Below are 24,010 nucleotides of genomic sequence, written 5' to 3'. Positions count from 1 at the left end.
ATGAGCGTCCGGCTCAGGCTCACCCTCAGCTACGCCGGATTCCTCATGCTCGCGGGCGCGTTGCTGCTCGCCGCCGTGTGGGTGTTCCTCCTGCGGTACGTGCCCGACGGCTGGCCCGCCCTTCTCTACGTGGCGCCCAACCGCATCCTCCTCCTGGGGGCCTTCGCCCCTGCGGCGGCCGCGGTGATGGCGTTCCTGCTGGTGTTCGGCCTGCTGGGAGGATGGATTCTCGCCGGCCGCATGCTCGCCCCCCTGACCCGCATCACCGACGCCACGCGCATGGCCGCGAACGGATCGCTCTCCCACCGGATCCGGTTGCCTGGCCGCGCGGACGAGTTCCGCGAACTCGCCGACGCCTTCGACGCCATGCTCGTACGGCTCGAAGCACACGTCGCCGAACAGCAGAGATTCGCAGCCAACGCCTCTCACGAACTACGCACCCCGCTGGCGATCTCGCAGTCACTTCTCGACGTGGCCCGCAATGATCCGGCACACGACCACGGCGAACTCGTCGACCGCCTTCACGCCGTCAACGCCCGGGCGATCGACCTCACCGAGGCGCTACTCGTGCTCACCCGCGCTGAGCAGAGGTCCTTCACCCGAGAACCTGTCGACCTGTCCCTACTCGTGGAAGAGGCCACGGAAACACTGCTCCCGCTCGCCGAGAAACGCGGTGTCACCATCCATACCTCCGGTGACATGACCCCGGCTGTCGGGTCGCAAGCGCTCCTGCTGCAGATGACGACGAACCTTGTGCACAACGCCGTCGTCCACAACCTGCCGGAACAGGGCACCGTGCGGGTCATGACCGGCGTCCGCCCCGGGACCGTCGTGCTCACTGTCGAAAACAGCGGCGAGAAGCTGTCCCCTCAGGTGGTCTCGACACTCACCGAACCGTTTCAGCGCGGCACCGGCAGAATACGCAACGACCACGCAGGCGTCGGCCTCGGCCTGGCAATCGTCAAGCGCATCGCCCAAGTGCACGACGGGTCCCTTACTATCGTCCCGCGCCCTGGGGGCGGACTCCGCGTCGTCGTGCAACTGCCCACCCCGCAACCGCGTGGCCCGCGCATGCCAGTATCGGAGGCTCATCGTTGGACGAGTTGAAGTTCGAGCAGGGCCTGGTGCGCGCGCTGCTGTGGGATCAGCATCCGGATCTCGCGGACCTCGAGCTGCGTGATGTCAGCGGAGGCTGGGACAACCAGCAGTGGCGCCTCGGGGAGGAGCTGGCCGTGCGCCTGCCGCGCACCGAGCGAGCGCCGGCTCTGCTGCTCACGGAGCAGACGTGGCTGCCGATGTTGGCCGAGCGCCTGCCGCTGCCGACGCCCGTCCCGGTGCGCATCGGCAAGCCTTCGAGCCTGTTCGAGCACACCTGGACGATCGCGCGCTGGGTCGAGGGCGAGCCGGCCGATCACGCGCCGATCACGCGCATCGAGGCGGCCGAGATCCTCGCTGGGTTCCTTCGTGCGCTGCATCACCAGGCGCCGGCTGACGCGCCGGCGAACCCTACGCGCGGCATCCCCCTGGCCGGATCGCACAAGGGTGTCGACGGCTGGTTCGAGGTCATTGCCGATTACGCGGACGCCGACGCCGCGCGGGAGGTGTGGCAGAAGGCCGTCGCGGCGCCCGCCTGGCAGGGCGCGCCGCTGTGGCTGCATGGCGACTTGCATCCGGCGAACGTGGTCGTCCGGGACGGGATGCTCGCCGGCGTGATCGACTTCGGCGAGATGTGCGCAGGCGATCCCGCGACCGATCTTTCAGCCGCCTGGATCCTGTTGCCCGCCGGCGCGGCGAACCGGTTCTTCGACGCCTATGAGCGCGCCGATGAAGCCACCGTCGCCAGGGCCCGAGGGTGGGCTGTCTTGCGTGCCCTGGGCCTGATCGGGATCGGCCGGAACGGGAGGCTTGGTCTGCCCGGGGGCAAACCGACCTGGGAACCGGCAGGCTACGCGACGCTTGAACGGGTCCTGGCGGCGAACTGACCGCGGCTGCGCGCCGAGGACGATGCGGCTGCGGCGGCCTTCCCTTGTCCATCGGGAAGACCGCCGCTCGGCGTGGACCGATCGTGATCGAACTCGACGTCGAGGAACACGCTAATGCTCAGCGGTCAGGTCACCGTGGGTTTCGAGATGGCTGTTCAGTTCAGCTGTTTGTGATCCGGCGCCCGTCCGGGTGGGTGTTGTCCGGGCCATGGAGGCGAGGAGGCGTAGTTTCTCGTCGCTCTCGCTGCCCTGATCGGCGTAGTAGAGGACCAGGAGCAGGTCGTCTACAGGGAGCTTGTCTCGGTGCAGGCGCAGCTCACCGACGACGGGATGGTTCACGGTAGTGGTGCCGCCCTCGAGGTTGCGGATGTCGTGGCGCGCCCAGAGGGTTCGGAAGCGCTCGCTCGACAGGGCGAGCTCGCCCACGAGTTCCACGAACCGCGGGTTGTCGATGTCGTCCCCGACGGACTTCCTGAAGGCGGCGACGAATCCTTCCGTGGAGCGCGTCCAGTGCTGCTGGAACGCCTGCTCCTCGGGATCGAGCAGCAGCGACCGCAGACGGTTGTACCCGGGCTGGAGGCGCGGAGAGAACGCGACCGCGAGCCGGTTGGACGCGAGCACGTCGAACGCGCGCCCCTCCACGAAGGCGGGAACCTGCAGGCTCGCCAGGAGCTGGTGCAACCGTGCGGGGACACGTTCGGGCTTCCTTCGCCGCTGAGGCCTTGGGCGCGCGGCGGCCAGGCCGAGAAGGTATTCCTGTTCGAGCTCGTCGAGGTGCAGGACCCGCGCGAGCGACTCGAGGACCTGCGATGAGGGATTCTTGTCGCGGCCGCGCTCCAGCCGCAGGTAGTAGTCGGCGCTGATGCCCGCGAGCATGGCGACCTCTTCACGGCGAAGCCCCGGAACGCGGCGGTTTGCACCCGGCGCGAGCCCGGCCTGCTCCGGGGTGACCAGGGCCCGCCGCGCACGCAGGTAGCCGCCGAGCAGGTTGGCGCGGTCGTCGTCGCTCATATTCGCCATCGTATTTCGGGCCCTCCCGGCTAAGGGGGCCCTGACAGGACCCCGGAAGACGGGGGCACTGCCTCCAGCCGGAGAACGGATCAACACTGAAGGTGCCGCCGTGCGCCCAGGCGGGCGGCAACGGCCGGCTTTCCCGTCCGCGTGACGCGACCGAGGGGAACCGGAACCCAGAACTTCATCGACCGCGCCCACCGGCTAGTCGCTGACCGGCGCGCCCTGAGCAGGAGCAATCAATGGACATCACCAACCGCACCGTCTTCATCGCCGGCGCCACCTCGGGAATCGGTCTCGAGCTCGCCCGCCGCTTCGCCGCGGCCGGCAGCTCCGTCGTCGTCGGCGGCCGACGAGCCGACCTGCTCGGCCAACTCGCAGCTGAGGGACTCGACACCGTTCCCATCGACGTGACCGACCAGGACAGCGTCGACCGTGCCCGCGACGCGATCCTCCGCAGCCACCCGGGCCTCGACACGATCGTGACGATGTCCGGGATCGGGATCCCTGAGGACCTGCGCGATCCCGCGCACTTCGGTGCCGCACAGCGAATGATCGACACCAACCTCCTTGGCACCATCCGCGTCATCGACGCGTTCACCCCGCACCTGGTCGGGCGCGGCGCCGGAAGCATCATCACGGTCACCTCGGGTATCGGGTTCCTGCCGTTCCCGGTCATGCCGACCTACGCAGCCTCGAAGGCCGGCGTGCACGCCTACTCCGAGGCGTTGCGCGCGCAACTGGACGGCACAGGCGTCGAGGTGTCCGAACTCGTCCCCCCGGCTGTCGCCACCACGCCGGAGCAGGCCCAGCGCAACCCCCGCGCGCTCGACCTGGCCGAGTTCGCCACCGAGGTGATGGACCTGCTCCAGACCAACCCCACTCCGCACGAGATCCTCGTTGAGGGCGTGCTGATGCACCGGTGGGCCGAGCGCGACGGCACCTATGCCGATTTGGTCGCCCAGCGGTCGCAGGCGCTCGCGATGCTCCCAAGCCGTCAGTAGGACGACAGCCGCTCGGGGCGTCGAGGCGCGGCGATCTCATCATCGGCGACGGACTCGGACAACTCGCCGGAGGCGACATCGATCGGGGAAGACGGCGACACGGGCACGGCTTTCCGATGGTCGGTCCAGGCCGACGCTTTCGATCTTGGAAAACCGTGCCCGTTTGTCAAACCAGACCGAAATCAGTTGGCGGGCCTGCCGAACCAGCGGGAGAGGTGGCCGTCCAGGTCCTGTTGATCGTCGCCGATCCAGGCGACGTGGCCGTCGGGGCGTAGCAGGACGCACGGGACATCCAGGTCCGCAGTGGGATCCGCGAGGTAATCGACCCGGTCTGACCAGCCGCCGGCGGTCAGGCGTTCGGTGCGGTCCAGCAGCAGGCCGCGGCCGCGATGCAGCAGACCGTAGAGGTGGCCCTGTTTCAGGTCGATGTCGCGCAGGCGGCGGCCGAGCAGGCCGGGGCCCTCGCCGAAGTCGTAGCGGACGCCGATCGCGGTGATCTTCTCGATGAGGTGGCGGTTCACCTCGTCGAAGTCCATCAGTTCGGTGAGCAGTCTGCGCACGGCCTGCGGGCCCGGTTCGGCGGACAGCAGTTCCGTCTGGGCGCGGGTGTTGTCCAGCACGTCCTCGGCGACCGGATGACGTTCGGCCTGGTAGGTGTCCAGGAGTGTGTCCGGCGCCCAGCCGCGGATCTGCGCGGCCAGTTTCCAGCCGAGGTTGAACGCGTCCTGAACGCCCAGGTTGAGGCCCTGGCCCCCGATGGGTGGATGGATGTGTGCCGCATCTCCGGCCAGCAGCACCCGCCCGACCCGATAACGGTCGGCCAGCCGGGTGGCATCCCCGAAGCGGGACATCCAGCGCGGGGAGTGCACGCCGAAGTCGGTTCCGGCAACGGCGCGCAACTGCTGTTGGAAGTCCTCCAGGGTGGGCGGCTGCGTCCGGTCGCCGACTCCCGCGGCGGGGACGACGACGCTGTAGACCCCTTCGCCGAAGGGCCGGAGCCAGAATCGCAGCGGGGTCTCGCGGATTCCGTTCAGCGTGGCGGCGATCTCCTCCTGGGACACGCCCACCTGCATCTCGCCCATCAGCGTGTCGTTGCGTGCGGGCTCGCCGGGGAAGCCGACGCCGAGCAGTTTGCGTACCGTGCTGCGTCCGCCGTCACAGCCGATGAGATAGCGCGTACGCAGCTGCTGCCCGTCGGCCAGCTCGACGGTCACACCCTCGTCGTCCTGTTCGAAACCGGCCACCGCGCAACCGCGCCGGACCTGCGCACCCAGTGCGATCGCATGTTCTTCCAGCAGATGTTCGACGACCGGCTGCGGGATGCCCAGCAGATAGGCGTACGCGGAATCCAGGTCTTTGGGCGCGGGTTTGTTGATGGCGGCGAAGAAACCGCCGGCCGGACGCTGTCTTCCATGCGGGAGAATGCGCTCCAGCAGTCCGCGCATCGCCATCAGCTCGAGGCTGCGGATGTGCAGGCCGACTATGCGGACGAACGACGCGGGCTCGGTCTCCTTCTCCAGGACGAGGACCCGCACGTCGTGCAGCCGCAGTTCGGCGGCCAGCGTCGCACCGGTCGGCCCGCACCCGGCAATGATCACGTCGAACATGGACGAGCGATCGGCGTCGGAGGCCGGCGACCGGAGCCCGGGGACGTCGCCCACGGTGAAGTCGCGCTCGACCGTATCGTTCGACGGCGGCTCGGCGGGGAACTGCAGAGAGTCCATGGGTGTTGCCTTTCGGGAGTGCCTTGTTGTCGAGGCGCTCCCGGCGACACCTACGTCAATCGCCGGCCGTGACGGGAAGGGGGAGCACCCACATCGATACAGCGTTCATGGGGCTCACCTCCTCGGGCGGTGTCACGGTCAACCGCAAGCTACCAGCCCGATGCGATCCCGCCCACTCCTTTTCCCGCCCCTGATCACGACTCCAAACGGGCCCGTGCGGTTGCAGGGCGAATCAGGCGTAGCGGCCCGGCTGGTCACAGTCGACGGCCTGATCCTGGCTGCCCCGAGGCGGACCGGATCTGGCGTGTAGCTCTGCGTAACGTTCGATGCTGCGGTCCTGACGGCCCTTCAGCCCCGAGAGCGTTGACGCAGGTCTCGTATTCGCGGCGGGCCTTGCGCTGTGCCGAGATGGCGGGGGAGCCGTCGAGGGGCCGGCAACGGGCGAGAAAGGTGGTCAACGAGGCGCGGACCGCCATCGCGGCGGCACGAGGCACCCGCTGCTTCGTCGAGTTGCGCCGCCGCCCGGAACCCGAGGCCGCCGGCCGGCGAGTGGTGCCGACCCCCGCGCAGCGCGGTGGTGCCGGCGGCGCGGGCCCGTCGATGTCTGAAAGATCCTGCGTGAGGTTGTGCTGGAGTGTCACCGTCCCTATCTTGGAATAGTCGTTCCAAGATAGGAGGTGGCGAGATGCCCGACGTCAAGCACTTCGATCCCGAGGTGACGTTGGATCAGGTGGTGGCCCTGTTCTGGCAGCGCGGGGCCGAGGTCACCGGCATCGCCGACGTCGTCGCGGCGACGGGGCTAAGCCGCTCCAGCCTGTATGCGACCTTCGGCGGCAAGGCGCAACTGCAGGCCGCCGCGCTGGGCCGCTACCTGGAGCGGCAGTCGCGGCCGGTGTTCGAGGCTTTGGCCGCCGACGGTCGCGGCCTGCCGGCCATCGCCGCGTTCTTCGAGCGGCTGGTGGCGGCCCGATGTTCGGGCGTGCACGCTCGCTGGGGCTGCCTGGTCACCAACACCCACGCCACGGCGAACGGTGGCCTGTCGGAGATCCGGGAGGTTCTGGAGCGCCACCACGATGCGCTGCGGGCCGCGATGCGCGCCGCGCTGGAGGCCGCGCGTACGAAGGGCCAGCTCCGGGCCGGTCTGGATGTGGGGGCAGCAGCCGAAGCGCTGACCCTGCAGGCCTATGCGGTCAACCTGCGCTCGCGGGCCGGTGCCGAGGCGGGCGTCCTGCTGGCGGGCGTGCGCGCCGTTCTTGATGGTTTTGCCACTACCGGGGAGAGATGATGAGCGGTTTCCGCACCTACGACGAGAGCGACGCGCCCGAGGGGGCCCGGCCGATGCTGGAGGCGGCCAAGAAGCGGATGGGGTTCGTGACCACGCTGAACGGGGTGATGGCCGAGTCGCCGGAGCTGCTGGCCGGTTACAACGCGCTGGCCGAGCAGTTCGGCAAGTCGTCGCTGCCGGCGGCGGCCAAGCAGGTGGTGCTGATCACGGCCAGCGTGGCCAACGGCTGTGAATACTGCGTGGCCGCGCACTCCACCCTGGCGCTGCGCGCCCGGGTGCCGGCCGAGGTGGTCGAGGCCCTGCGTGCGGGCCGGCCGCTTGCCGACGAGGCGCTGGAGGCGGTGCGCCGCCTGACCCGTGCGATGGTGGTGCAGCGCGGCTGGGTGGACGAGGCCGAGATCGAGGCGTTCCTGGCCGCCGGGCACACCCGTCGCCAGGTGCTGGACATCGTGCTCGGAGTGGGGATGAAGACGCTGTCGAACTACACCAACCACATCGCCTGCACGCCGCTGGATCCGGCCTGGGCCGGCCAGGAGTGGAAGCGGGAGACGAACGCTACGCGGGCGGGGTGAGCCTCGGGCCGACGAACTTCCAGCCCCGCTTGCGCAGATCCTTTGACAGCGCGACCGAGGCCGGGGACGTCGAGCGGGTCCGCGGTTCGGGTAGCTCGCTGCCGTCGGGCGGCGTCCCGGAAAGTTTTTCAAAGAAGTCTCGGGAGGCGGTGTCGGATCGGGGCGGTGGTGTTCGTAGCAGGGGTGAGACCGCCCGCAAGGGGGCGGCGCCACGGCAGAGGAACCGCGATCATGAAGCTGACGACCATGACTCAGGTCACCATCGATGGAGTGATGCAGGGAAACGGCGGCGCGTCGGATGAGGACCGCAGGAACGGATTCGAGCGCGGCGGATGGGCTCTGGGCAAGGGCGACAACGAGACGCACGCGTTCATCAACCAGACCTACCAGCGCGCCGACGCGTTCCTGCTCGGCCGGCGGACCTACGAGCTGTTCGCCGGCTCGTGGGGGTCCTGGACGGTCCAGGATGTCCCGGGCTGGGAGCCTGTCGCGCGAGCGTTGAACACACGGCCCAAGTACGTGGCATCGAGCACACTCGCCGATCCGGCGTGGTCGGGCACCACCGTCCTGTCCGACGACCTTGTGACCGCCGTCGCGGACCTGAAGGCCAAGCCGGGCGGTGAGCTGCAGGTGCACGGCAGTGGCACCCTGACCCGGTGGCTGCTGGAGAACGGTCTGGTCGACGAGATGACTCTGATCGTGATCCCGGTGATCCTCGGCCAGGGCGCGAGACTGTTCCCGGAAACCGGCCCGGATCTCGCGCTCGACCTGGTCGAGTCGCGCGTCGACTCGAAGGGCGTGACGATCCAGGTCTACCGGCCGGCCGGGCGCCCGCAGTATGCAACAGCTTGAAGTGCCCGAACCGCCGAACCACGCTGTCTTGACACCACAGGAGAGGATCTCCAGATGCAGTACCTGGTTTCCGTGATCCACGATCAGGCCGGCCTCGCCACCCCGGACGAGGATGCTGCGATCGACGTGTTCAACGATCGGCTCCAGGCCGAGGGCCACTGGGTTTTCGCCGGCGGCCTCGCCTCGCCCGACACGGCCACCGTCATCGACAACCGGGGTGGGGAGGCGATGTTCGCCGACGGGCCCTTCCTGGAGTCGAAGGAGTACCTCGCCGGCTTCTGGATCATCGAGGCAGCCGACCTCGACGTGGCGCTCAAGCTGGCAGCCGAGGGGTCGAAGGCCTGCAATCGGAAAGTCGAGGTGCGGCCGTTCCTGTGAACAGGATCGACGTCCGTGAGGCGATCACCCAGGCTCACCATGAGGAGTGGGCACGGGTGGTCGCCTCCCTGACCAGGCGCTTCGGTGACCTCGACATCGCCGAGGAGGCGGCGGCCGAGGCGTTCGCAACCGCCGTCGAGCGGTGGCGGGCCGACGGCGTACCCCCCAACCCGGGCGCCTGGCTGACCACCACCGCGAACCGCAAAGCCATCGACCGGATCCGGCGCGAGAACAAACGCGACGACAAGCACAAGGAGGCTCAGATGCTGCACGACAACATCCCGCCCGAGCCTCTCGGCGCCATCGACGACGACCGGCTCCGGCTGATCTTCACCTGCTGTCACCCGGCGCTGGCGATGGAAGCGCGCGTGGCATTGACGCTGCGTATGGTCGCCGGCCTGACCATGCCCGAGATCGCCCGCGCCTTCCTGGTGGCCGAGAGCGCCATGGGGCAGCGCATCACCCGCGCGAAGGCAAAGATCAAAGCGGCTCGCATCCCCTATCGGATGCCGTCCGCCGACGATCTGCCGGCTCGTATCGCCGGCGTCCTGGCCGTCCTGTTCCTCGTCTTCAACGAGGGCTACCTGGCCAGCGGCCCCGACACCGATCCCGTACGACACGAGCTGACCATCGAGGCGATCCGGCTCACCCGCCTGATCCGTGCCCTCCTGCCGGACGACGGTGAGGTCGCCGGCCTGCTGGCGCTGATGCTGCTCATCGAGGCCCGCCGCCCCGCCCGGGTCTCGGCCAGCGGCGAACTGGTCCCCCTAGCGGAGCAGGACCGCGGCGCCTGGGACATGGAACTGATCGCCGAGGGTCATCGGCTGGTGCGCGAGCGCCTGGCCGCTGCCGCTGCCGGGGTGGCTCCGGGTCGCTACCAGATCCTCGCGGCGATCAACGCGGTGCACACCTCCGCCCGCGACATGCGCGACACCGACTGGTCGCAGGTCCTCGCCCTCTACGACCAGCTCGTCCGCCTCGACTCCTCGCCGATCATCGCCCTCAACCGGGCCATCGCGGTCGCCGAGCTCGACGGGCCGGAGGTGGCACTGGCGGCCCTCGACCGTCTTGAGCACAAGTTGGCCGGCTATCACGCCTACCACGCCACCCGCGCCGACCTGCTGCGCCGGCTGGGCCACAGCCGGCAGTCGCGCGCGGCCTACGACCGGGCCATCGACCTGGCAGGCAACACCGCCGAGACCGCCTACCTGACCCGCCGCCGCGACCAACTGCGGTAGCGCCCACGGACGCATCTCGCACGGGAGGCCCGGTGATGTTCTGTAAGGCGGTCCCCTTACGGAACATCTGCCGGCCACGCCAGCAAGCGGCCCTGCGACCAGCAGCGGCCAATGGCCTCGGCGGGCAGAGCCGACCGGTCGAACACCGCCAGGCCGATGGGAGGCACGCTGCAGACCGTCACAGTTCTGGCTCTGCAGGCGCCGCGTCAGCTCGGGCGGCGTGCCGCTGCCCGGCCCTTCGCAGCCGGCTGCGGCTGGCCTCCTCGGCGAGCGGAAAGCCCCGCCGGGCTCATCCGAACGATGTCGACGTCGATCCCCCCGTTCGCGGGCCACTGGTGGCATGCACGGACGGTCGCAACAAAGACTCAGCCTGCTTCGGGCGTGAGTGAGTAGTGGAGGTGCAGGAGATCCCGGCACCAGGACGCGTACACCCTCACCACGTGATCACCCCAGTCCCTGCGAAACAGCTGCACCCGCCGAAGAGAGTCGCACCCTTGTCATGGTTCGTAGGTATCGGGCTTAGCCGTCTGGGCCGGTTTGGATCGCAGACCGTCGACGATGATGGCAGCAACCTGCGCGCCTATCTCGTCAGCTGTCAAGCCTCTCGCAGACGGGTCGCGGGCGAGGCGCAGGCTTGCGGAAAGCGCTCCGAACAACGCGTGACGCAGGACGTCTGACGTGACGTCGGCGCGTATCACGCCCTGCGCCTGGCCGCGGGCGATCAACTCGTCGACGCGGTCGACCAGGGAAGCGGTGTCGTGGGCATGCGCGCTCTGCAGCACGGTCGGGTAATCCGCACCGATCCGCGCCAGCGCGCGGATGAGACGGCCGAGGGTCGACGCCGTGTCTTCGCCGGCCGCACCCGCCTCATCCAGCGCCGTGGCGAACTCGCCGATCGCCTCCTGAGCGATCGCATCGATCAGCGCCTCCCGAGTCGGATAGCGGCGATAGACCGTCGGCCGGGCGAGTTGCGCCTCGTCCGCGATGCGCTGGATGCTCGCCGCCGGGTCGTCGGCCAGCAGACGGGCTGCGGCCAGCAGGATCCGCTTCTGGTTGCGCCGGGCATCGACCCGCAACTCGGAGGACGGTTCGTCGAACTGCCCCGCCATCTTCAATTGATACATCTCCGTCTCAGTTGATACATTCTTGTATCACTTAATGCTGCGTCCTGGTCACGAACGGAGACCTGCCATGTCCACCCTCACCGTCAACCGATCCGATCTCACTGGACAGGAGCTCGCCGACCTCCTGCGCTCTCGTCTGGGCCCGGGATACAACGTACTCCCGGGCCTGCGCACAAGCCGCAAGCCGCTGGCCAAGCCACGACCCGCCACAGCCGACACGGTTCTGGTGGGCCGGGGTTCCAATAGGCTGTTCTGCGCCCACGTCACCATCGCCCACCGCGCAGGGCGGGTCGAGCTCGAGATCACCCCGGGTGGCCTCGGGTGGGAGACTGCGGTGAACAGCCTCCGACTCGTCCGAAAGATCCGTCGGCTCCTCTCTGAGATGTCTGAAACACCCGGGCGGTGACCTGCCAGACCCGAAGAGGCCCGGATCGGCGATGTCCGCGGGCCTCTTCACGCAGCCGCCGCGCACATCGCGCTGTACGAGGACGGCGGTCGGGGCAGCGGCCATCACGACCGCACTGGCCCAGCCGCGCCGAGACATCGCCGCCCGGGCGAACCGGCCCGCCACCAACTGCATCAACTCATCGAACTGCGCCCGCCACCAGCGCTGGTCGCCCCTACTGGCGCCGACACGGACGGGACCGGACCGATTCGACCTGAGTTCCACCTGCGTGACTCCTGTTGCTGGGGGCGTTGGATTGATGACGCGTCGCTCATATGGCCGGTTTCTCAGCGTTCCTGCATGTCCGGCTGGCTCCCATCCTGTGCGATACAAATCCGGACAATGCTTCCCGGGTGCACGGAGTTCGCATGGCAAAAATGGGAAGCGGCGAGGCGCAGGAGATGGCTAGGCTTCCTGGTGTTCCAGGTGCGAAGGCTCCGGCTACTTCTTTGGGTGAAACTACGCCGGTCGCCGTCCCCGACCTCTGGAGCGCACAACTTGATATGCACCTCCCGGTGCGAAGGCAACGGCTACTTCCTCTTCCAAAGGAGCAACGCGGGTTCGAATCCCGCCGCCGACTCGTTCGGCGTCGTCTAGTGGCCTAAGACGCTTACGTACCCCGTCGCCGAATTTGATCTCGGGGGGCACAACTTCATATGCACCTCCCGGTGCGCCGACAGCGGTTACTTCGAGGTTCGATTCCTTTCAGCCCCCGTCTGGGGCTGTCGCCCGATTGGCGGGCAAGCCGCAGTCACCTTGATCTCGGGGGGAACACAACTTCAGAGCGTGCTCGGTGCGCAGGCGAGGCCTACTTCCACTGTTAATGGGGTTGTCACTGGTTCGAGTCCAGTCGGGGGCTTCGGTCTCCGTAGCTCAGTTGGCAGAGCACCACGTGGCTTCACCGACTTGATCTCGGGCACGGTCTCTGGACGCGGGCTCCTCCCATCGCGGAAGGGGCCCGTTTTCATGTCCAAGTTCAACCGTGGCACGACCCAGGCCGCGACCGACAGCCCGGTCACCACCGAGGCGAAGCCGACCGGCCGCACGCACGAGGGCGCGCCCGGCTACATCCGCGACGCCAAGTCCGAGCTGTTCCTCCTCGCCGTCTCGAACATGGTGGGCGAGGACACCTTCTATGAGAAGGCCGGCGATCGCGACGGGCGCTTCCGCGCCCTCGTCCACCAGGTGGCCGTCGAGGACGGGGACTGGATGGCCCGGTTCCTGCCCTGGCTGCGCGGCGAGGCGAACATGCGGTCCGCGCCGGTCGTGGCCGCATTGGAGGCCGTACGGGCCCGCCTGGCGGCTGGACTGCAGGGCGGCAACCGCGAGCTGGTCGCCTCCGTGCTGCAGCGTGCCGACGAGCCGGGGGAGGCACTTGCGTACTGGACGTCGCGGTATGGCCGGGCCGTCCCGAAGCCGGTGAAGCGCGGCATCGCCGACGCCGTTCAGCGGCTCTACACGGAGCGGTCCCTGGCGAAGTACGACAGCGACGCCCGCGGCTTCCGCTTCGGCGACGTCATCGATCTCGTCCACCCCGCCCCGGCCGGCGACAAGCGGCTGTGGCAGGGCGACCTGTTCGCTCACGCGCTCGACCGGCGTCACGGCCGGGACAAGCCGGTCCCGCAGTCGCTGCGCATGCTGCGCGACCGGGCCGAGCTGCTCTCTATCCCGGTTGGGGAGCGACGCTCCGTGCTGGCCGACCCGCGCCGCCTGGCTGCCGCGGGCATCACCTGGGAGGCGCTCGCCGGCTGGCTGCAGAGCCCGATGGACGCCCAGGCCTGGGCGGCGGTCATTCCCTCCATGGGGTACATGGCGCTGCTTCGGAACCTGCGCAACTTCGATGAGGCCGGCATCACTGACGAGCTCGCGGGTCAGATCATCGACAAGCTGACCAACCCGGAGGAGGTCGCGCGGTCGCGGCAGCTGCCGTTCCGCTTCTACTCGGCGTACCGGACGGCGCCGTCGCTGCGGTGGGGCCACGCGCTGGACACGGCGCTGACCCTGGCCACCCGGAACGTGCCCTCATTCCCGGGGCGGACGCTCGTGCTCGTCGACACGTCGGCGTCGATGTCGTCCGGCGCGGTCTCCGCGCGGTCGACGGTCACGCCGGTCCAGGCCGCTGCGCTGTTCGGCGTCACCTTGGCGGCGCGCGGCGACCAGGTGGACCTCGTGGGCTTCGCAGACGGCACGTTCCGGCACGAGATCCGGCCGGGAGCGTCGGTGCTGCGCGAGGTCGAGCGCTTCTGCGGACGGATCGGCGAGGTCGGCCACGGCACGCAAGTCGCCGACGCGCTGTGCAGGTCCTGGAAGGGGCACGACCGGGCGGTGATCCTCTCAGACATGCAGACCATGACGGGCTACTACGCGAGCGGGGTCACGACCGCGGTCCCGGCGCATGTGCCGCTGTACGGGTTCAACCTCGTCGGATACAAGGCGGCGGCGATGCCGACCGGCTCGGGCAACCGCCATGAGTTCGGCGGGTTCTCCGACGCGTGCTTCCGGCTGATCCCGCTGCTGGAGGCGGGCCGTCACGCTGGCTGGCCGTTCTGACAATGAGGCCGCCTCGCCTGCCATGCGGTCAGGCGAGGCGGCCGTGAGGGGAGGACATGACGAACCCGATCTACGGCAACCCGTCGCAGCCGAGCGCGGCGAGCCTGTACGGTTCCTCGCCGACGCCGTCGAGGTCCTCCGCCCGAACGGCAGCGTCGTCCGCATGGACCGCGTGGCCCTGGCCGACGTCGCCATCCGCGCCGAGCGCGTGCTCGGCGAGCTCCGGCGCGAGAACCAGCGCCTCCGCGAGCGCGTCGATGCCCTGGAGACGAAAGCGACGAACTGCGTGACAAGGCCGACGAACGGCCTTGGACACTGGTGGACGACGGTGGGTGGTTACCGCATGCAGAGGGCGCGGGCCCACTTCGAACGCCTGCCGCCGATGCCGGATCGCGCTACCGTGCGCGTATGGAGGACGACGCCGCCCCGCCTCTAGCGAACCGATGGGCTGACGCCGTCGGCGAAGGTGGGCACTTGGCCGACAGGGAGATCTGCCGGTGTTTCGATCAGTACGAGGTACGTCCACCGCACGAGGTGCGCTTCCACGGACAGCGTCAGGACACTGCATCTTCTGGGTGGCAACACCTGCTTGAGCTCGTGGAAGAAGCGGCGGCTGACGGCCGAGAGGTATTCCGACCCCTGCTTGAGCTCAGCCCGGCCGAACGGCGTCAGATCATCACACTGCCACCGACCATTGCCAAGCTCGTTGAGGTTAAGCATCTGGTCCTCTATGGCAGCAACCTGCTGCGGATCCCGCCGGAGATCGGCGCGATGACCAACGTGCAGGAGTTCACCCCCTACACGTCGCATCGCCTGCACTGGTTCCCCTACGAGCTAGCCCGGTGCCGACAGCTGAAGGCCAGCACGGTCAGCACTCGTTCGCTGTACGGTAACGCCAAGATTCGACCGCCGTTTCCTTCGCTGCAGCCGGGCAGAGCATCAACCCGGGATCTCGATCTCATGGGCCTCGACCCCGCGGTGTGGGGGACCGACGTGATTCAGGCATGCAGTGTCTGCGACCGGTCGATCGCCGACGCCGGCCTCTACCAAGTATGGATCTCTCTGCGGGTCGGCACCGACACTCTTCCTCTCTTGGTCAACGCCTGTTCGCTGGACTGCATCGACGCGCTTCCTACTCCTTCAGAGGGCTATGTGCCAACGCCGCATACTGGTGGGGTGGGCATTGTTCAGCCCCCCGCCGACTACGCGTAGCAGGTCGGGGCACATTGGGGGCACATGGCTCCGAGAAGCGCCGGCAAGCGATGGCAGCAGATGGAAGCGGGCCAGGCCCCTGATCCATCCGTGCCCGGAGGCGCTCAGGTGAGCCGGGCCCACCCCCTGAGGGTGTCCGTGGCCTCGGCGAAGTCGCGAGAGGACAGGTGACTGATGCTCGCGCCGTGGTTGGCGCGCGGGGCGACGAACACATGGCAGTCCGTCCCCTTCGGCGTGAACCGCTCGGCACTCCAGGGATCCCGCCCGCCGTAGACGAACATCATCCGGCTCGCCTGCCGGGTCACCCACGCGTCCACGTCCCGCATGGCCCTGCCGTCGAAGCGGGAGCGGAGGGACGCGGGCAGCACCGAGTTCGGCTGGTAGAGCCCCGGATACCGGGTCAGGCCCTTGAGGTGGGCGAAGCTCAGGGACGCCCAGCCGAGCTGGGTGGCCGCCTGGTAGTAGTAGGGCAGGTACGGCTCGATGCCCTGATCGGTGTACTGCTTCCAGGTCTGGATCTTGTCCACCCATCGGAAGATGGCGGCGTCGGAAGCCTTCTCACCGGGGATGCCCTTGCAGTCCTGCTGCCGGAAGTACTGCCAGAACGTCCAGGCGGAGTCGAGCACGCTCATCTCGAAGGAGCGGTCGGCCGTGCCGATGGTGCGGCGGAAGGTGAGGCCCTCGCGCCTGGCCATGGCCGTAAGCCGGGGCACCAGGCTCTTGCGGCGCTTGAGCGCCTCCCGCTGCACCGTACGCAGGGCGGCCCGGCACGAGGGCGTGCCCACGGTCGTGAAGAACCGCTCGTAGACGCGGTCGTCGGCGTGGACCGCGTCGTTGGGCGCGACATAGGCCACGACCCCGTCGAGGTCGCCCGGATAGAACCGGTGGTGGTAGACGGCGGTCATGCCGCCCTTGCTGGCTCCGGTGCCGATCCAGGCGCCGCCATAGACCTGCTTGAGCGCCTCGACGATCGCGTGCTCGTCGCTCGCCTCCTGCCAGATGTCGAGCTTCGCCCAATCCTTCCGCTTAGGAAGCGAGGTGCCGAAGAAACGGTGCTCGACGGAGAGCTGGTTGGCGTCGAGCACATAGGTGGGCTCCTGGAGCCACACCTTCTCCGGCATCAAGTATCCGCTGGTGTAGAGGACCACGGGCCGGTCCACCGACCGGTGCGAGAGAGTGAGCCGCTGCTGGAACGTGCCGCCGCGCGGGTTCCGGTGGTCCACTGGCTGGGTGAAGGTGAGGGTGTAGTCCTTGTAGCCCTTCGCCCGCCCCTTCTTCACCGACACCACCCGGAGACCGGGGACGGCCCTGAGCCGCGCCAGGAGGTCGTCCTTCGCGATCCCGGCCGTGGAGGCCGCGGATTTCGCCAGGACCGTCCCGGCGCCGGTCGCCGGGGCGGCCGCCGCGGGGACCGCGACCAGGAGGGACGACGTCAGCGCCGCCGAGAACAACGCCAGGGGCCCCCGCGTCCGCCGGACCGGACTCTTCAGCCGCGCGTACCGGCGACCCGCCATGCCGTTTCCTCCCATGTCGACGTAGATCCACAACAGTGATCGGAAAGACTCTGTCGTATCGGTATATGTCGACACAACCGCAAAAGGGATCCGGCTCACGGCCGCCCGTGTCGCCCCAGACCGGGCAGAGGTTGTCGGTGGCGTAGTGCAGCATCGGATCACCGAGCTGTCCACGGAATGGGAGATCGCGGTGGCGCCGACGAACCGGCAGGTGGCCGAGCATGCCTTTCTCAAGGGCATGTACGAGGACGAGTACTTTCCCGATCACGTCGTCGACAAAGGGAAAGCCATCCTGTTGCGGCTCTGCGAGCGGATCGAGGCCGAGCGGCCGCCGCACCTGGCGGCGCTGTACGTGCTCACGGAGGCCGCGACGGAGGAGTTCAACGCGCTGGAGGCGGAGTTCGAGGCGGCCGGCAGTGAGATCGAGACTTTCGCACGAGAGGCGATCGCCGAAGACTTCTGGTTCGTGGCGTCGGCATACGGGTTCGCGGAGGCGGACGCGGAGGAGTTGATCGCCGGCCGGGAATGGTGAGCCGAGTCCCATAAGCCGCAGAGGCGGGGCCGGGGGTACGTCGTGACCGCTCCGCGATGGTCCCCGCCTACCAGACCACTTTCGCTCTGATGAGGGCCGGATGATGGAGTGGCATATGTGACGATATTTAGCTATTCGCGGGAATTCTCCTGAAAGGCTCCACCACTTGCGCGAATGCCTTGGTGAACTCGACGAACTGGAGCGCAGCATCAAGCAGGGCATCGACAGCATGTGCGGCAAGCTGTATCGGGCCATCGACTGGCAGCTGAAAGGCGGGCGAGGCGGGGTTCGCCCGCGAACAGGACGCGGTAGACCCGCGTGTCGTGGAACCCCCGGCATCGGGGCCGACGAGGCGTGCCTCGGCAAGTCGGTGTGCCCGGCCCGCTACGACTACTCGGGCTCCTTCGCCAAGGTCGAGGAATAACGGCGACGCGGCGTCGTCTACCTGCATGCCGTGATCCGCCCCTTCCCTGGGCGGATCACGGCTCGTCGACCTTCTCGGACTTCGCGGGCTCGGCCCCGGGTCAGCGGGCGGGGCGGGGCAGCGCCTGGACCAGCGCGGCGACGGCGGCGGCCAGACCGACCAGGAGCGCCAGGCCGAGAGCGAAGGCGTGCGGGTAGTGGGCGGGGGCGGGAGCGCCAAGGGCGCCGTAGAAGACAATCCCGACCAGCGCCACCCCGATCGCGCCGCCCGCCTGCTGGGCCGTGCTCAGGACGCCCGAGGCCGCGGCGGCGTGCCGGGGATCGGTTCCCGCCAGGACGATCGCGGGCAGCGGGGCCATGATCAAGCCCATTCCCGCACCGGCGACGAGCAGGCCCGGGATGATCCACGCGACGGGACGCCCGGTGCCCAGGGCCGAGGCCGTCTCGGCCAGGGCCGCGTACCCGAGGGCGACGACCAGGGCTCCCAGGGTGACGACCTGGCGGCCGAGCCGGGCCGCGACCCGGCCGGACATGGCCGAGGAGACGAAGTAGCCGAGGCCCAGAGGAAGGAAGATCAGGCCGGAGCCGAGAGCGTCAAGGCCGCGACCTTCCTGGAGGTAGAGCGCCAGGACCAGGAAGAACGAGCCCGTCGTCATCGAATAGATCAGGCTGACGACCACGCCCGCGGAGAACGAGCGGTGCCGGAACAACGCCGGGTCGATCAGGGGCGCGGCCGTCCTGCGCTGGTGCAGGGCGAAGGCGGCCAGGAGGGCGACGGCGGCGGCCAGGCAGAGCCACGTCCAGGCCGGCCAGCCCTGCTGCTGGCCCTGGACGAGCGGGTACACGATGGCCACCAGGCCCAGGCAGACCAGCGCGGCCCCGGTCAGGTCCAGACGGGCCCCGGTGGCCCGTGATTCGGGGATCAGCCGCCGGGTCAGCAGCAGTGTGACCGCGCCCACCGGGACGTTGATCAGGAAGATAGTGCGCCAGCCGAGGCCGGCGATGTCGGCCCTGATGAGCGCGCCGCCGATGAGCTGCCCGAACACGCCGCCGAAGCCGAGGGCCATGCCGTAGGCGTTGAACGCCTTGGTGCGGTGCTCTCCGGTGTAGAGGGTGTTGATGAGGGCGAGGACCTGCGGCATCAGCAGAGCCGCCCCGGCGCCCTGGGCGATCCGGGCGCCGATGAGGAACCCGGCGGTCGGGGCCTCGCCGCAGGCCGCCGAGGCCAGGGTGAAGACGGCCAGGCCGATCGAGAAGAGCCGCCGGCGCCCGTACAGGTCACCCAACCGTCCGCCGAGGACGAGCCCGGAGGCCAGGGCGACGCCGAATCCGGCGACGATGAACTGGATCGCCGACGGGCCGGCGTTCAGCTCGCGCTGTGTCGCGGGGATCGCGACGTTGACGATGAAGAAGTCGAGGGTGGTGATGAAGACACCGGTGAGGAGCACCAGCAGGCTTCCCCACCCGGCGCTGCCGCCGGTCGCCGCAACCCGCGTGGACCGCGGTGACGTGATGGTCGTCAATGTTCTCCTCCTGCTCGCGCCGTTCCACGCTCAGCTTCGCGGTGGGTACGGCATCACGGCGATTACGCCTGAGGTCATGAAGCCCGTGCGGATGCAGGCGGGGACTGCCCGAGGCGTGCGGCCCGCGCGGGTGGCGCGGGCCGCGCTCCGGGGTCAGATCCCGGCCGGCACCTTGTCGAGGAACCCGTACACCTTTCCGATGCGTCCGTCGGCGGTGAGGACCGCGACGTCGAAGCCCACGACGAGGGCCTCGTGGCCGGCCGGCCCGAGTTCCCACCCGAAGCGGGCGATGTCGTGGTGGGCGTCCACCGGGCCGACCAGGGTGAAGGTGAGGCCCGGGAACTGGCCCTGCACGGCGGCGATGGTGGCGTCGATCTCCGCGCGGCCCTCGGCGACCGCGATCGGGTCGGTGTAGGCGCCGTCTTCGGCCCAGATCTCGTCGATCGCCGCGCGGCGGGCGGCCGGGTCGGTCTCGTTCCATGTGGCGATGTAGCGGGCGACGAGGTCGTTGACGTCGGACATGAGTTCCTCCGTTGTTCGTGCTTCGTGTCGATGCAGGTCACGAAGGTACGGAGAATCACCGGACGAGGAATCCGTCGTGCTTAGGCAACCGTGATCGCTGTGACCGGATTCGTATAGGTAACTTGTCCTCCATGCTGCACGGACGGGAACCGGAGATATCGGCCATCGATCGGCTTCTCGCCGAGGTTCGCGCGGGAAGCAGCGGCGCACTGGTCGTGCGCGGTGAACCGGGCATCGGCAAGACGGCGCTGCTGGAGTACGCGGCGGCGCACGGCGGCGACCTCCAGATCATGCGGAGCGTCGGCGTGCGGTCCGAGAGCGATCTGGCGTTCGCCGGGCTCCACCTGCTGATCCGTCCCGTCCTCGACCGGATCGCGGCGCTGCCCGAACCGCAGCGGCAGGCCCTCGAGGGAGCCTTCGGCCTGGCCGACGCGCGGGGCGCCGACCGCCTGCTCGTCGGCCTCGGCGTGCTCTCCCTCCTGGCCGAGGCCGCCGAGGACGGGCCGGTCCTCTGCCTGGTGGACGACGCGCACTGGCTGGACCGCTCCTCGCTGGACGCGCTGACCTTCGCCGCGCGGCGGCTCGGCGCCGAGAGCGTCGCGCTGATCATGGCCACCCGCGGCGACCACATGCCCGGCCTGCCGGAGATCAGGTTGCGGGGGCTGAGCGCGGCCGCCGCGGCGGCCGTACTGGAGGACGCGGTGCTGACCCCGGCCCTGCGTTACCGCGTGCTCGCCGAGGCGCAGGGCAACCCGCTGGCGCTGATCGAGCTGCCCGCCGCGCTGAGCGGCGACGCCTCGCCGTCGCGGCCCGGCGGCCTTCCACTGACCAGCAGGCTGCGGGCGGCGTTCGCCGGACAGGTCGACCACCTGCCCGAGGCGACCCAGACCCTGCTGCTGGTCGCGGCCATGACCGACCGGCTCGGCGAGGTGCTGGCGGCGGGAGAGCGGTTCGGCTTCGGCGCCGACGCCCTGCTGCCGGCCGAGAAGGCCGGGCTCGTGGCGGTCGACGAGCGGGCGGTCACCTTCCGCCATCCGCTGATCCGGGAGGCGGTCTACCAGCGCGCGCCGGTGGGCCTCCGCCTCGCCGTCCACGCCGCGCTCGCCGACGTCCTGTCCGGTGACCACAACGCCGACCGCCGGGCATGGCACCGGGCTGCGGCGGCCGTCGGGCCGGATGAGGAGACCGCGGCGGAGCTGGAGCGCACCGCTCTGCGTGCCGCCGACCGCCGCGGCTACGCGGCCGCGGCGGCCGCGTACGAACGCGCCGCGGCGCTCACCGACGACGCCGGCGCCCGGGGAAGACGGCTCGCCTTGGCCGCCGAGGCCGCCACCGAGGCCGGCGAGCTCGACCGGGCGGGGGCGCTGGCCGGGGAGGCGGCCGAGCACCTCACCGACCCGCTGCTGAAGGCGAGGCTCCTCCACGTCCGGTCCACCGCCGACTTCTGGCGCGGGCGGTACGGCGAGGCCCACCGGCTGGTGCTGTCGGCCGCCGACCTCGTCCGCGAGATCGCCCCGGCTCAGGCCGTGCGCATGCTGACGCAGGCATTCCACACCGGGTGGTACGTCGGCGAACCCGAACTCAAGGACGTGGCGCGGCTGAGCCGCATCCCGATCCCGACCGGTGATCCGATGGGCGCCGTCGCCCGGGTGCAGGCCGGGGCGTTCGCCCGGCTGGTCGACGGGACCGCCGCGGGCCTGCCCCCGCTCGGCGATGCCGTCGCCGACGCGCGGGCCCTGCTGACGAGCAATCATCCTCGCGAGCAGGTGCTGCTGGCGGGGGCCCCGCTTGTCATCGGGGCGGACGTCCACACCCTGGAGATCACCACGCGCCTGGCGGAGGAGTGCCGGGCGCGGGGACGCATCGGCATCCTGCCGACGGTGCTGTTCTTCCTGGCGGAGGCGGAGCTCTTCCACGAGGGGCGCCACCACGACGCGCTGACCACGGTGTCCTCGGCGCTGCGCATCGCCGAGGACACCGGCCAGCACCAGTGGGTCATCCAGCTGAAGAGTGTCCTGGCCTATCTGGCCGCCCTCGCCGGTGACGAGGAGGGGTGCCGCCGGCTCTGCGACGAGGCGGTAGGCGGAGCGGTCGTCCCGATGCAGGGGGCGCTGTGGGTCGACTGGGCGCGTGGCGTGCTCGACCTCGGGTGCGGGCGGGTCGAGGCCGCCCTGACCCGGCTGGAGGCCCTCGCCCAGGGACCGGGCTGGTACCACATCTCCGCCATGCGTTGCGTGCCCGACCTGGTCGAGGCCGCCGTGCGTCACGGCAAGCCCGCGCGCGCCCGGCCCGCCTTCGCCCGCTACGAGCGCTGGGCGCTGCTCTCCGAGCAGCCCCTGCCCCAGGCGCTGGCGGACCGGTGCCGCGCACTCCTGGGCGCGGAGGACGAGGTCGAGGACCGTTACCTGGCCGCGCTGAGCCACCGCGGCCAGCCGTTCGAGCACGCCCGCACGTCTTTGCTGTACGGCGAGTGGCTGCGCCGGTCCCGTCGGAAGGCGGCGGCGGGCGGCCACCTGCGTGAGGCGCTGGAGACGTTCGAGAGGCTGGGCGCGCGCCCCTGGGCCGACCGTGCCACGGCGGAGCTGGAGGCGACCGGCACGAGGGCCCCGAAGCTCCGCGCCAGGGGGATCCTGGCCGACCTCACGCCGCAGGAACTGCAGATCGTACGCCTGGCGGCCCAAGGCCTGTCGAACAAGGACATCGCCGCCCAGCTGATCCTCAGCCCACGCACCGTCGGCTACCACCTGTACAAGGCCTACCCCAAGCTCGGTGTCGCCTCCCGCGCCGAGCTCGCCGCCCTCGACCTGAGCGATCCCGCCTGAGCCGACATGTCTCACCGGACGGGGCCGTCGCCTCATCGGCGGGGAGCCACCTGTGCGTGCGCCAGAGAGATCGTCGAATTCCCCGGTCAGGGGGTGGCCAGTGCTTCGGTCGGGGACAGCCGGGCCGCGCGGATCGCGGGGTACAGCCCGGCGACGCCGCCGATGAGCGTGGTGGCGGCGAGCGCCCCCGCTGTCGCCCAGACCGGCACGACTGTCGGCCAGCTCTGGTGGGCGGTGTACGCCGCGGTGACCGTGATGCCCAGCAGCACCCCGCCGACTCCGCCGAGCACCGACAGCAGCAGCGACTCAGCCAGGAACTGCACCCGGATCTGCCCCCGGGTCGCGCCGAGCGAGCGGCGCAGACCGATCTCGGCCCGGCGCTCCAGCACCGAGATCACCATCGTGTTGGCCACCCCGATACCGCCCACCAGCAGCGCCACCGCGCCCAGGCCCAGCAACAGCCCTTTCAGGGCGGTGTCGGCCGCCTGCCGCGCGGCCAGCGCGTCCGAGGGACGGGACACCGCGACGTCACCCGGTGACTCCGGGTCGGCGGTGGCGGCGAGCACGGCGTGAACCGCCTCGACCTGGCTGTCCCGCGATCTGGTGTAGACGGTCGTCGCACGCCCGTCGAAGCGGAACAGGTCCGCCGCGACGTTCCAGCCGATCAGGACGGCCGTGTCGAGCTCGGGCGCGAGCGCGACCTCGTCGAGCACGCCGATCACGGTGAACCGTTCGCCGCCGACCAGGATCGTCACATCAGGGCTGGGCCGGCCGATGCCGAGCCGCTCCGCCGCCGACACGCCGAGCACCGCGGCCGGATACCGGCCGGTGGCGCCGTTCAGCCAGGCGCCCGCGCGCAGGGCCGCGCCGACGGTCCGCGGAAGGCTCGTCCGGGCGGCCATCACGGCCAGCCCGTTGGTCTCCACCTTGGGGATCCTGTCCGAGCGATACACCCTGGCGTTGCGGATCGCCCCGGTCGCCGAGACGGCGGTGACGGGGCCGATTCGCGAGATCATCGCCTCGGCCTCGGCGGGCAGCTTCGCGTCCCCGCCTTCCACGGTCTGCCCGGGGGAGACCGTGAGCAGGTTCGTGCCGAGCGCGGCGAGCTGACGGTCGAGTTGTTCGCGGGAGGAGGACGAGATGCCCACCACCGCCACCATCGCGGCGATGCCGATCGCGACGCCCAGCGCGGACAGCAGCGCCCGAGCGGGCCGGGTGCGCAGCCCGGCCGCCCCCACCCGGGCCACGTCACGCGGAGCCATCCGGGCGGGCGTGAGCCGGCGCCGGGTCTCCTGCG

At 69.9% G+C, this 24,010-nt stretch carries 21 protein-coding genes and 1 tRNA gene; 14 read left to right on the top strand and 8 right to left on the bottom strand.

What is annotated here, in order from left to right; genetic code table 11:
• Positions 1-1,107: a sensor histidine kinase gene (locus tag FH610_RS02935; protein ID WP_139572605.1), complete on the top strand. Its 1,107-nt coding sequence runs from the start codon at positions 1-3 to the stop codon at positions 1,105-1,107.
• Positions 1,095-1,982, top strand: a complete 888-nt coding sequence (locus tag FH610_RS02930; RefSeq protein WP_139572604.1) for an aminoglycoside phosphotransferase family protein — start codon at positions 1,095-1,097, stop codon at positions 1,980-1,982. Before FH610_RS02935 ends, FH610_RS02930 begins: the two co-directional genes overlap by 13 nt.
• Before the next feature lie 111 nt (positions 1,983-2,093).
• Here FH610_RS02930 and FH610_RS02925 read toward each other — a convergent pair whose 3' ends face one another.
• Entirely contained in the window at positions 2,094-2,993 is a 900-nt protein-coding gene (locus tag FH610_RS02925; protein ID WP_139572603.1) for a helix-turn-helix domain-containing protein, read from the bottom strand.
• A 242-nt stretch (positions 2,994-3,235) separates the two neighbouring features.
• On the opposite strand from FH610_RS02925, the gene FH610_RS02920 reads away from it, so the two are divergent.
• Entirely contained in the window at positions 3,236-3,997 is a 762-nt protein-coding gene (locus tag FH610_RS02920; protein ID WP_139572602.1) for an SDR family oxidoreductase, read from the top strand.
• Positions 3,998-4,179: 182 nt separating this feature from the next.
• On the opposite strand, the gene rox is transcribed toward FH610_RS02920, so the two are convergent.
• The gene (rox, locus tag FH610_RS02915; protein WP_205825521.1) at positions 4,180-5,604 is read right to left on the bottom strand and encodes a rifampin monooxygenase; all 1,425 of its coding nucleotides are present in this window, start codon (positions 5,602-5,604) and stop codon (positions 4,180-4,182) included.
• 802 nt (positions 5,605-6,406) lie between these two features.
• Between rox and FH610_RS02905 the strand changes: the two genes are divergently transcribed.
• From FH610_RS02905 to FH610_RS02880, 5 genes are all read left to right on the top strand, one after another.
• Positions 6,407-7,006, top strand: coding sequence for a TetR/AcrR family transcriptional regulator (locus FH610_RS02905; RefSeq protein ID WP_139572600.1), 600 nt, complete (start codon positions 6,407-6,409; stop codon positions 7,004-7,006).
• The gene (locus tag FH610_RS02900) at positions 7,006-7,578 is read left to right on the top strand and encodes a carboxymuconolactone decarboxylase family protein (protein WP_139572599.1); all 573 of its coding nucleotides are present in this window, start codon (positions 7,006-7,008) and stop codon (positions 7,576-7,578) included. Before FH610_RS02905 ends, FH610_RS02900 begins: the two co-directional genes overlap by 1 nt.
• A gap of 231 nt (positions 7,579-7,809) precedes the next feature.
• Positions 7,810-8,430: a dihydrofolate reductase family protein gene (locus tag FH610_RS02890; RefSeq protein WP_139572598.1), complete on the top strand. Its 621-nt coding sequence runs from the start codon at positions 7,810-7,812 to the stop codon at positions 8,428-8,430.
• 54 nt (positions 8,431-8,484) lie between these two features.
• The gene (locus FH610_RS02885; protein WP_139572597.1) at positions 8,485-8,808 is read left to right on the top strand and encodes a YciI family protein; all 324 of its coding nucleotides are present in this window, start codon (positions 8,485-8,487) and stop codon (positions 8,806-8,808) included.
• Positions 8,805-10,046: an RNA polymerase sigma factor gene (locus tag FH610_RS02880; RefSeq protein ID WP_139572596.1), complete on the top strand. Its 1,242-nt coding sequence runs from the start codon at positions 8,805-8,807 to the stop codon at positions 10,044-10,046. The genes FH610_RS02885 and FH610_RS02880 overlap by 4 nt, the downstream gene beginning before the upstream one ends.
• Before the next feature lie 497 nt (positions 10,047-10,543).
• On the opposite strand, the gene FH610_RS02870 is transcribed toward FH610_RS02880, so the two are convergent.
• On the bottom strand, positions 10,544-11,170 hold the full coding sequence (locus tag FH610_RS02870; RefSeq protein WP_139572595.1) for a TetR/AcrR family transcriptional regulator: 627 nt from the start codon (positions 11,168-11,170) through the stop codon (positions 10,544-10,546).
• Between the two features lie 958 nt (positions 11,171-12,128).
• On the opposite strand from FH610_RS02870, the gene FH610_RS02865 reads away from it, so the two are divergent.
• Both FH610_RS02865 and FH610_RS02860 read left to right on the top strand, forming a co-directional pair.
• Positions 12,129-12,193 (top strand) — tRNA-OTHER (locus FH610_RS02865).
• Positions 12,194-12,581: 388 nt separating this feature from the next.
• Positions 12,582-14,165, top strand: a complete 1,584-nt coding sequence (locus FH610_RS02860) for a TROVE domain-containing protein (protein ID WP_139572594.1) — start codon at positions 12,582-12,584, stop codon at positions 14,163-14,165.
• 70 nt (positions 14,166-14,235) lie between these two features.
• Here the strand turns inward: FH610_RS02860 and FH610_RS02855 are convergent, their stop codons facing one another.
• Complete coding sequence (locus tag FH610_RS02855) at positions 14,236-14,481, bottom strand: hypothetical protein (protein WP_139572593.1); 246 nt, start codon at positions 14,479-14,481, stop codon at positions 14,236-14,238.
• A gap of 92 nt (positions 14,482-14,573) precedes the next feature.
• Here FH610_RS02855 and FH610_RS02850 point away from each other — a divergent pair, with 92 nt between their 5' ends.
• Positions 14,574-15,377, top strand: coding sequence for a hypothetical protein (locus FH610_RS02850; protein ID WP_205825490.1), 804 nt, complete (start codon positions 14,574-14,576; stop codon positions 15,375-15,377).
• 104 nt (positions 15,378-15,481) lie between these two features.
• On the opposite strand, the gene FH610_RS02845 is transcribed toward FH610_RS02850, so the two are convergent.
• Positions 15,482-16,891 carry a S28 family serine protease gene (locus FH610_RS02845; RefSeq protein ID WP_139572592.1) on the bottom strand — a complete coding sequence of 470 codons (1,410 nt, stop codon included), beginning with the start codon at positions 16,889-16,891 and terminating at the stop codon, positions 15,482-15,484.
• Positions 16,892-17,081: 190 nt separating this feature from the next.
• Between FH610_RS02845 and FH610_RS02840 the strand changes: the two genes are divergently transcribed.
• Together FH610_RS02840 and FH610_RS02835 are read left to right on the top strand one after the other, a co-directional pair.
• Positions 17,082-17,423: a DUF5713 family protein gene (locus FH610_RS02840; protein WP_139572784.1), complete on the top strand. Its 342-nt coding sequence runs from the start codon at positions 17,082-17,084 to the stop codon at positions 17,421-17,423.
• Between the two features lie 166 nt (positions 17,424-17,589).
• Positions 17,590-17,847 carry a hypothetical protein gene (locus FH610_RS02835; protein WP_139572591.1) on the top strand — a complete coding sequence of 86 codons (258 nt, stop codon included), beginning with the start codon at positions 17,590-17,592 and terminating at the stop codon, positions 17,845-17,847.
• Between the two features lie 100 nt (positions 17,848-17,947).
• Here the strand turns inward: FH610_RS02835 and FH610_RS02830 are convergent, their stop codons facing one another.
• A complete protein-coding gene (locus FH610_RS02830; protein WP_205825489.1) occupies positions 17,948-19,369 on the bottom strand; it encodes an MFS transporter in 1,422 nt (473 codons plus the stop codon).
• Between the two features lie 153 nt (positions 19,370-19,522).
• The gene (locus FH610_RS02825; RefSeq protein WP_139572590.1) at positions 19,523-19,891 is read right to left on the bottom strand and encodes a nuclear transport factor 2 family protein; all 369 of its coding nucleotides are present in this window, start codon (positions 19,889-19,891) and stop codon (positions 19,523-19,525) included.
• A 131-nt stretch (positions 19,892-20,022) separates the two neighbouring features.
• Here FH610_RS02825 and FH610_RS02820 point away from each other — a divergent pair, with 131 nt between their 5' ends.
• Entirely contained in the window at positions 20,023-22,713 is a 2,691-nt protein-coding gene (locus tag FH610_RS02820; protein ID WP_205825488.1) for an AAA family ATPase, read from the top strand.
• An 86-nt stretch (positions 22,714-22,799) separates the two neighbouring features.
• Here the strand turns inward: FH610_RS02820 and FH610_RS02815 are convergent, their stop codons facing one another.
• The gene (locus FH610_RS02815) at positions 22,800-23,975 is read right to left on the bottom strand and encodes an ABC transporter permease (protein WP_139572782.1); all 1,176 of its coding nucleotides are present in this window, start codon (positions 23,973-23,975) and stop codon (positions 22,800-22,802) included.
• Between the last annotated feature and the right edge of the window lie 35 nt (positions 23,976-24,010).

It is taken from the genome of Microbispora catharanthi, assembly GCF_006334915.2.
In the GTDB taxonomy this organism is placed as follows: domain Bacteria; phylum Actinomycetota; class Actinomycetes; order Streptosporangiales; family Streptosporangiaceae; genus Microbispora; species Microbispora catharanthi.
The sequence above is the reverse complement of the archived record's forward strand: the minus strand, read 5'-3'. Positions and strand labels throughout refer to the sequence as shown.

Coding starts and splice junctions, on each gene's coding strand:
- FH610_RS02905 (WP_139572600.1), top strand. CDS start 6,407: ATGCCCGACGTCAAGCACTTCGATCCCGAGGTGACGTTGGATCAGGTG.
- rox (WP_205825521.1), bottom strand. CDS start 5,604: ATGTTCGACGTGATCATTGCCGGGTGCGGGCCGACCGGTGCGACGCTG.
- FH610_RS02860 (WP_139572594.1), top strand. CDS start 12,582: ATGTCCAAGTTCAACCGTGGCACGACCCAGGCCGCGACCGACAGCCCG.
- FH610_RS02885 (WP_139572597.1), top strand. CDS start 8,485: ATGCAGTACCTGGTTTCCGTGATCCACGATCAGGCCGGCCTCGCCACC.
- FH610_RS02850 (WP_205825490.1), top strand. CDS start 14,574: ATGGAGGACGACGCCGCCCCGCCTCTAGCGAACCGATGGGCTGACGCC.
- FH610_RS02870 (WP_139572595.1), bottom strand. CDS start 11,170: ATGTATCAATTGAAGATGGCGGGGCAGTTCGACGAACCGTCCTCCGAG.
- FH610_RS02935 (WP_139572605.1), top strand. CDS start 1: ATGAGCGTCCGGCTCAGGCTCACCCTCAGCTACGCCGGATTCCTCATG.
- FH610_RS02815 (WP_139572782.1), bottom strand. CDS start 23,975: ATGGCTCCGCGTGACGTGGCCCGGGTGGGGGCGGCCGGGCTGCGCACC.
- FH610_RS02925 (WP_139572603.1), bottom strand. CDS start 2,993: ATGAGCGACGACGACCGCGCCAACCTGCTCGGCGGCTACCTGCGTGCG.
- FH610_RS02920 (WP_139572602.1), top strand. CDS start 3,236: ATGGACATCACCAACCGCACCGTCTTCATCGCCGGCGCCACCTCGGGA.
- FH610_RS02820 (WP_205825488.1), top strand. CDS start 20,023: ATGCTGCACGGACGGGAACCGGAGATATCGGCCATCGATCGGCTTCTC.
- FH610_RS02890 (WP_139572598.1), top strand. CDS start 7,810: ATGAAGCTGACGACCATGACTCAGGTCACCATCGATGGAGTGATGCAG.
- FH610_RS02825 (WP_139572590.1), bottom strand. CDS start 19,891: ATGTCCGACGTCAACGACCTCGTCGCCCGCTACATCGCCACATGGAAC.
- FH610_RS02900 (WP_139572599.1), top strand. CDS start 7,006: ATGAGCGGTTTCCGCACCTACGACGAGAGCGACGCGCCCGAGGGGGCC.
- FH610_RS02845 (WP_139572592.1), bottom strand. CDS start 16,891: ATGGCGGGTCGCCGGTACGCGCGGCTGAAGAGTCCGGTCCGGCGGACG.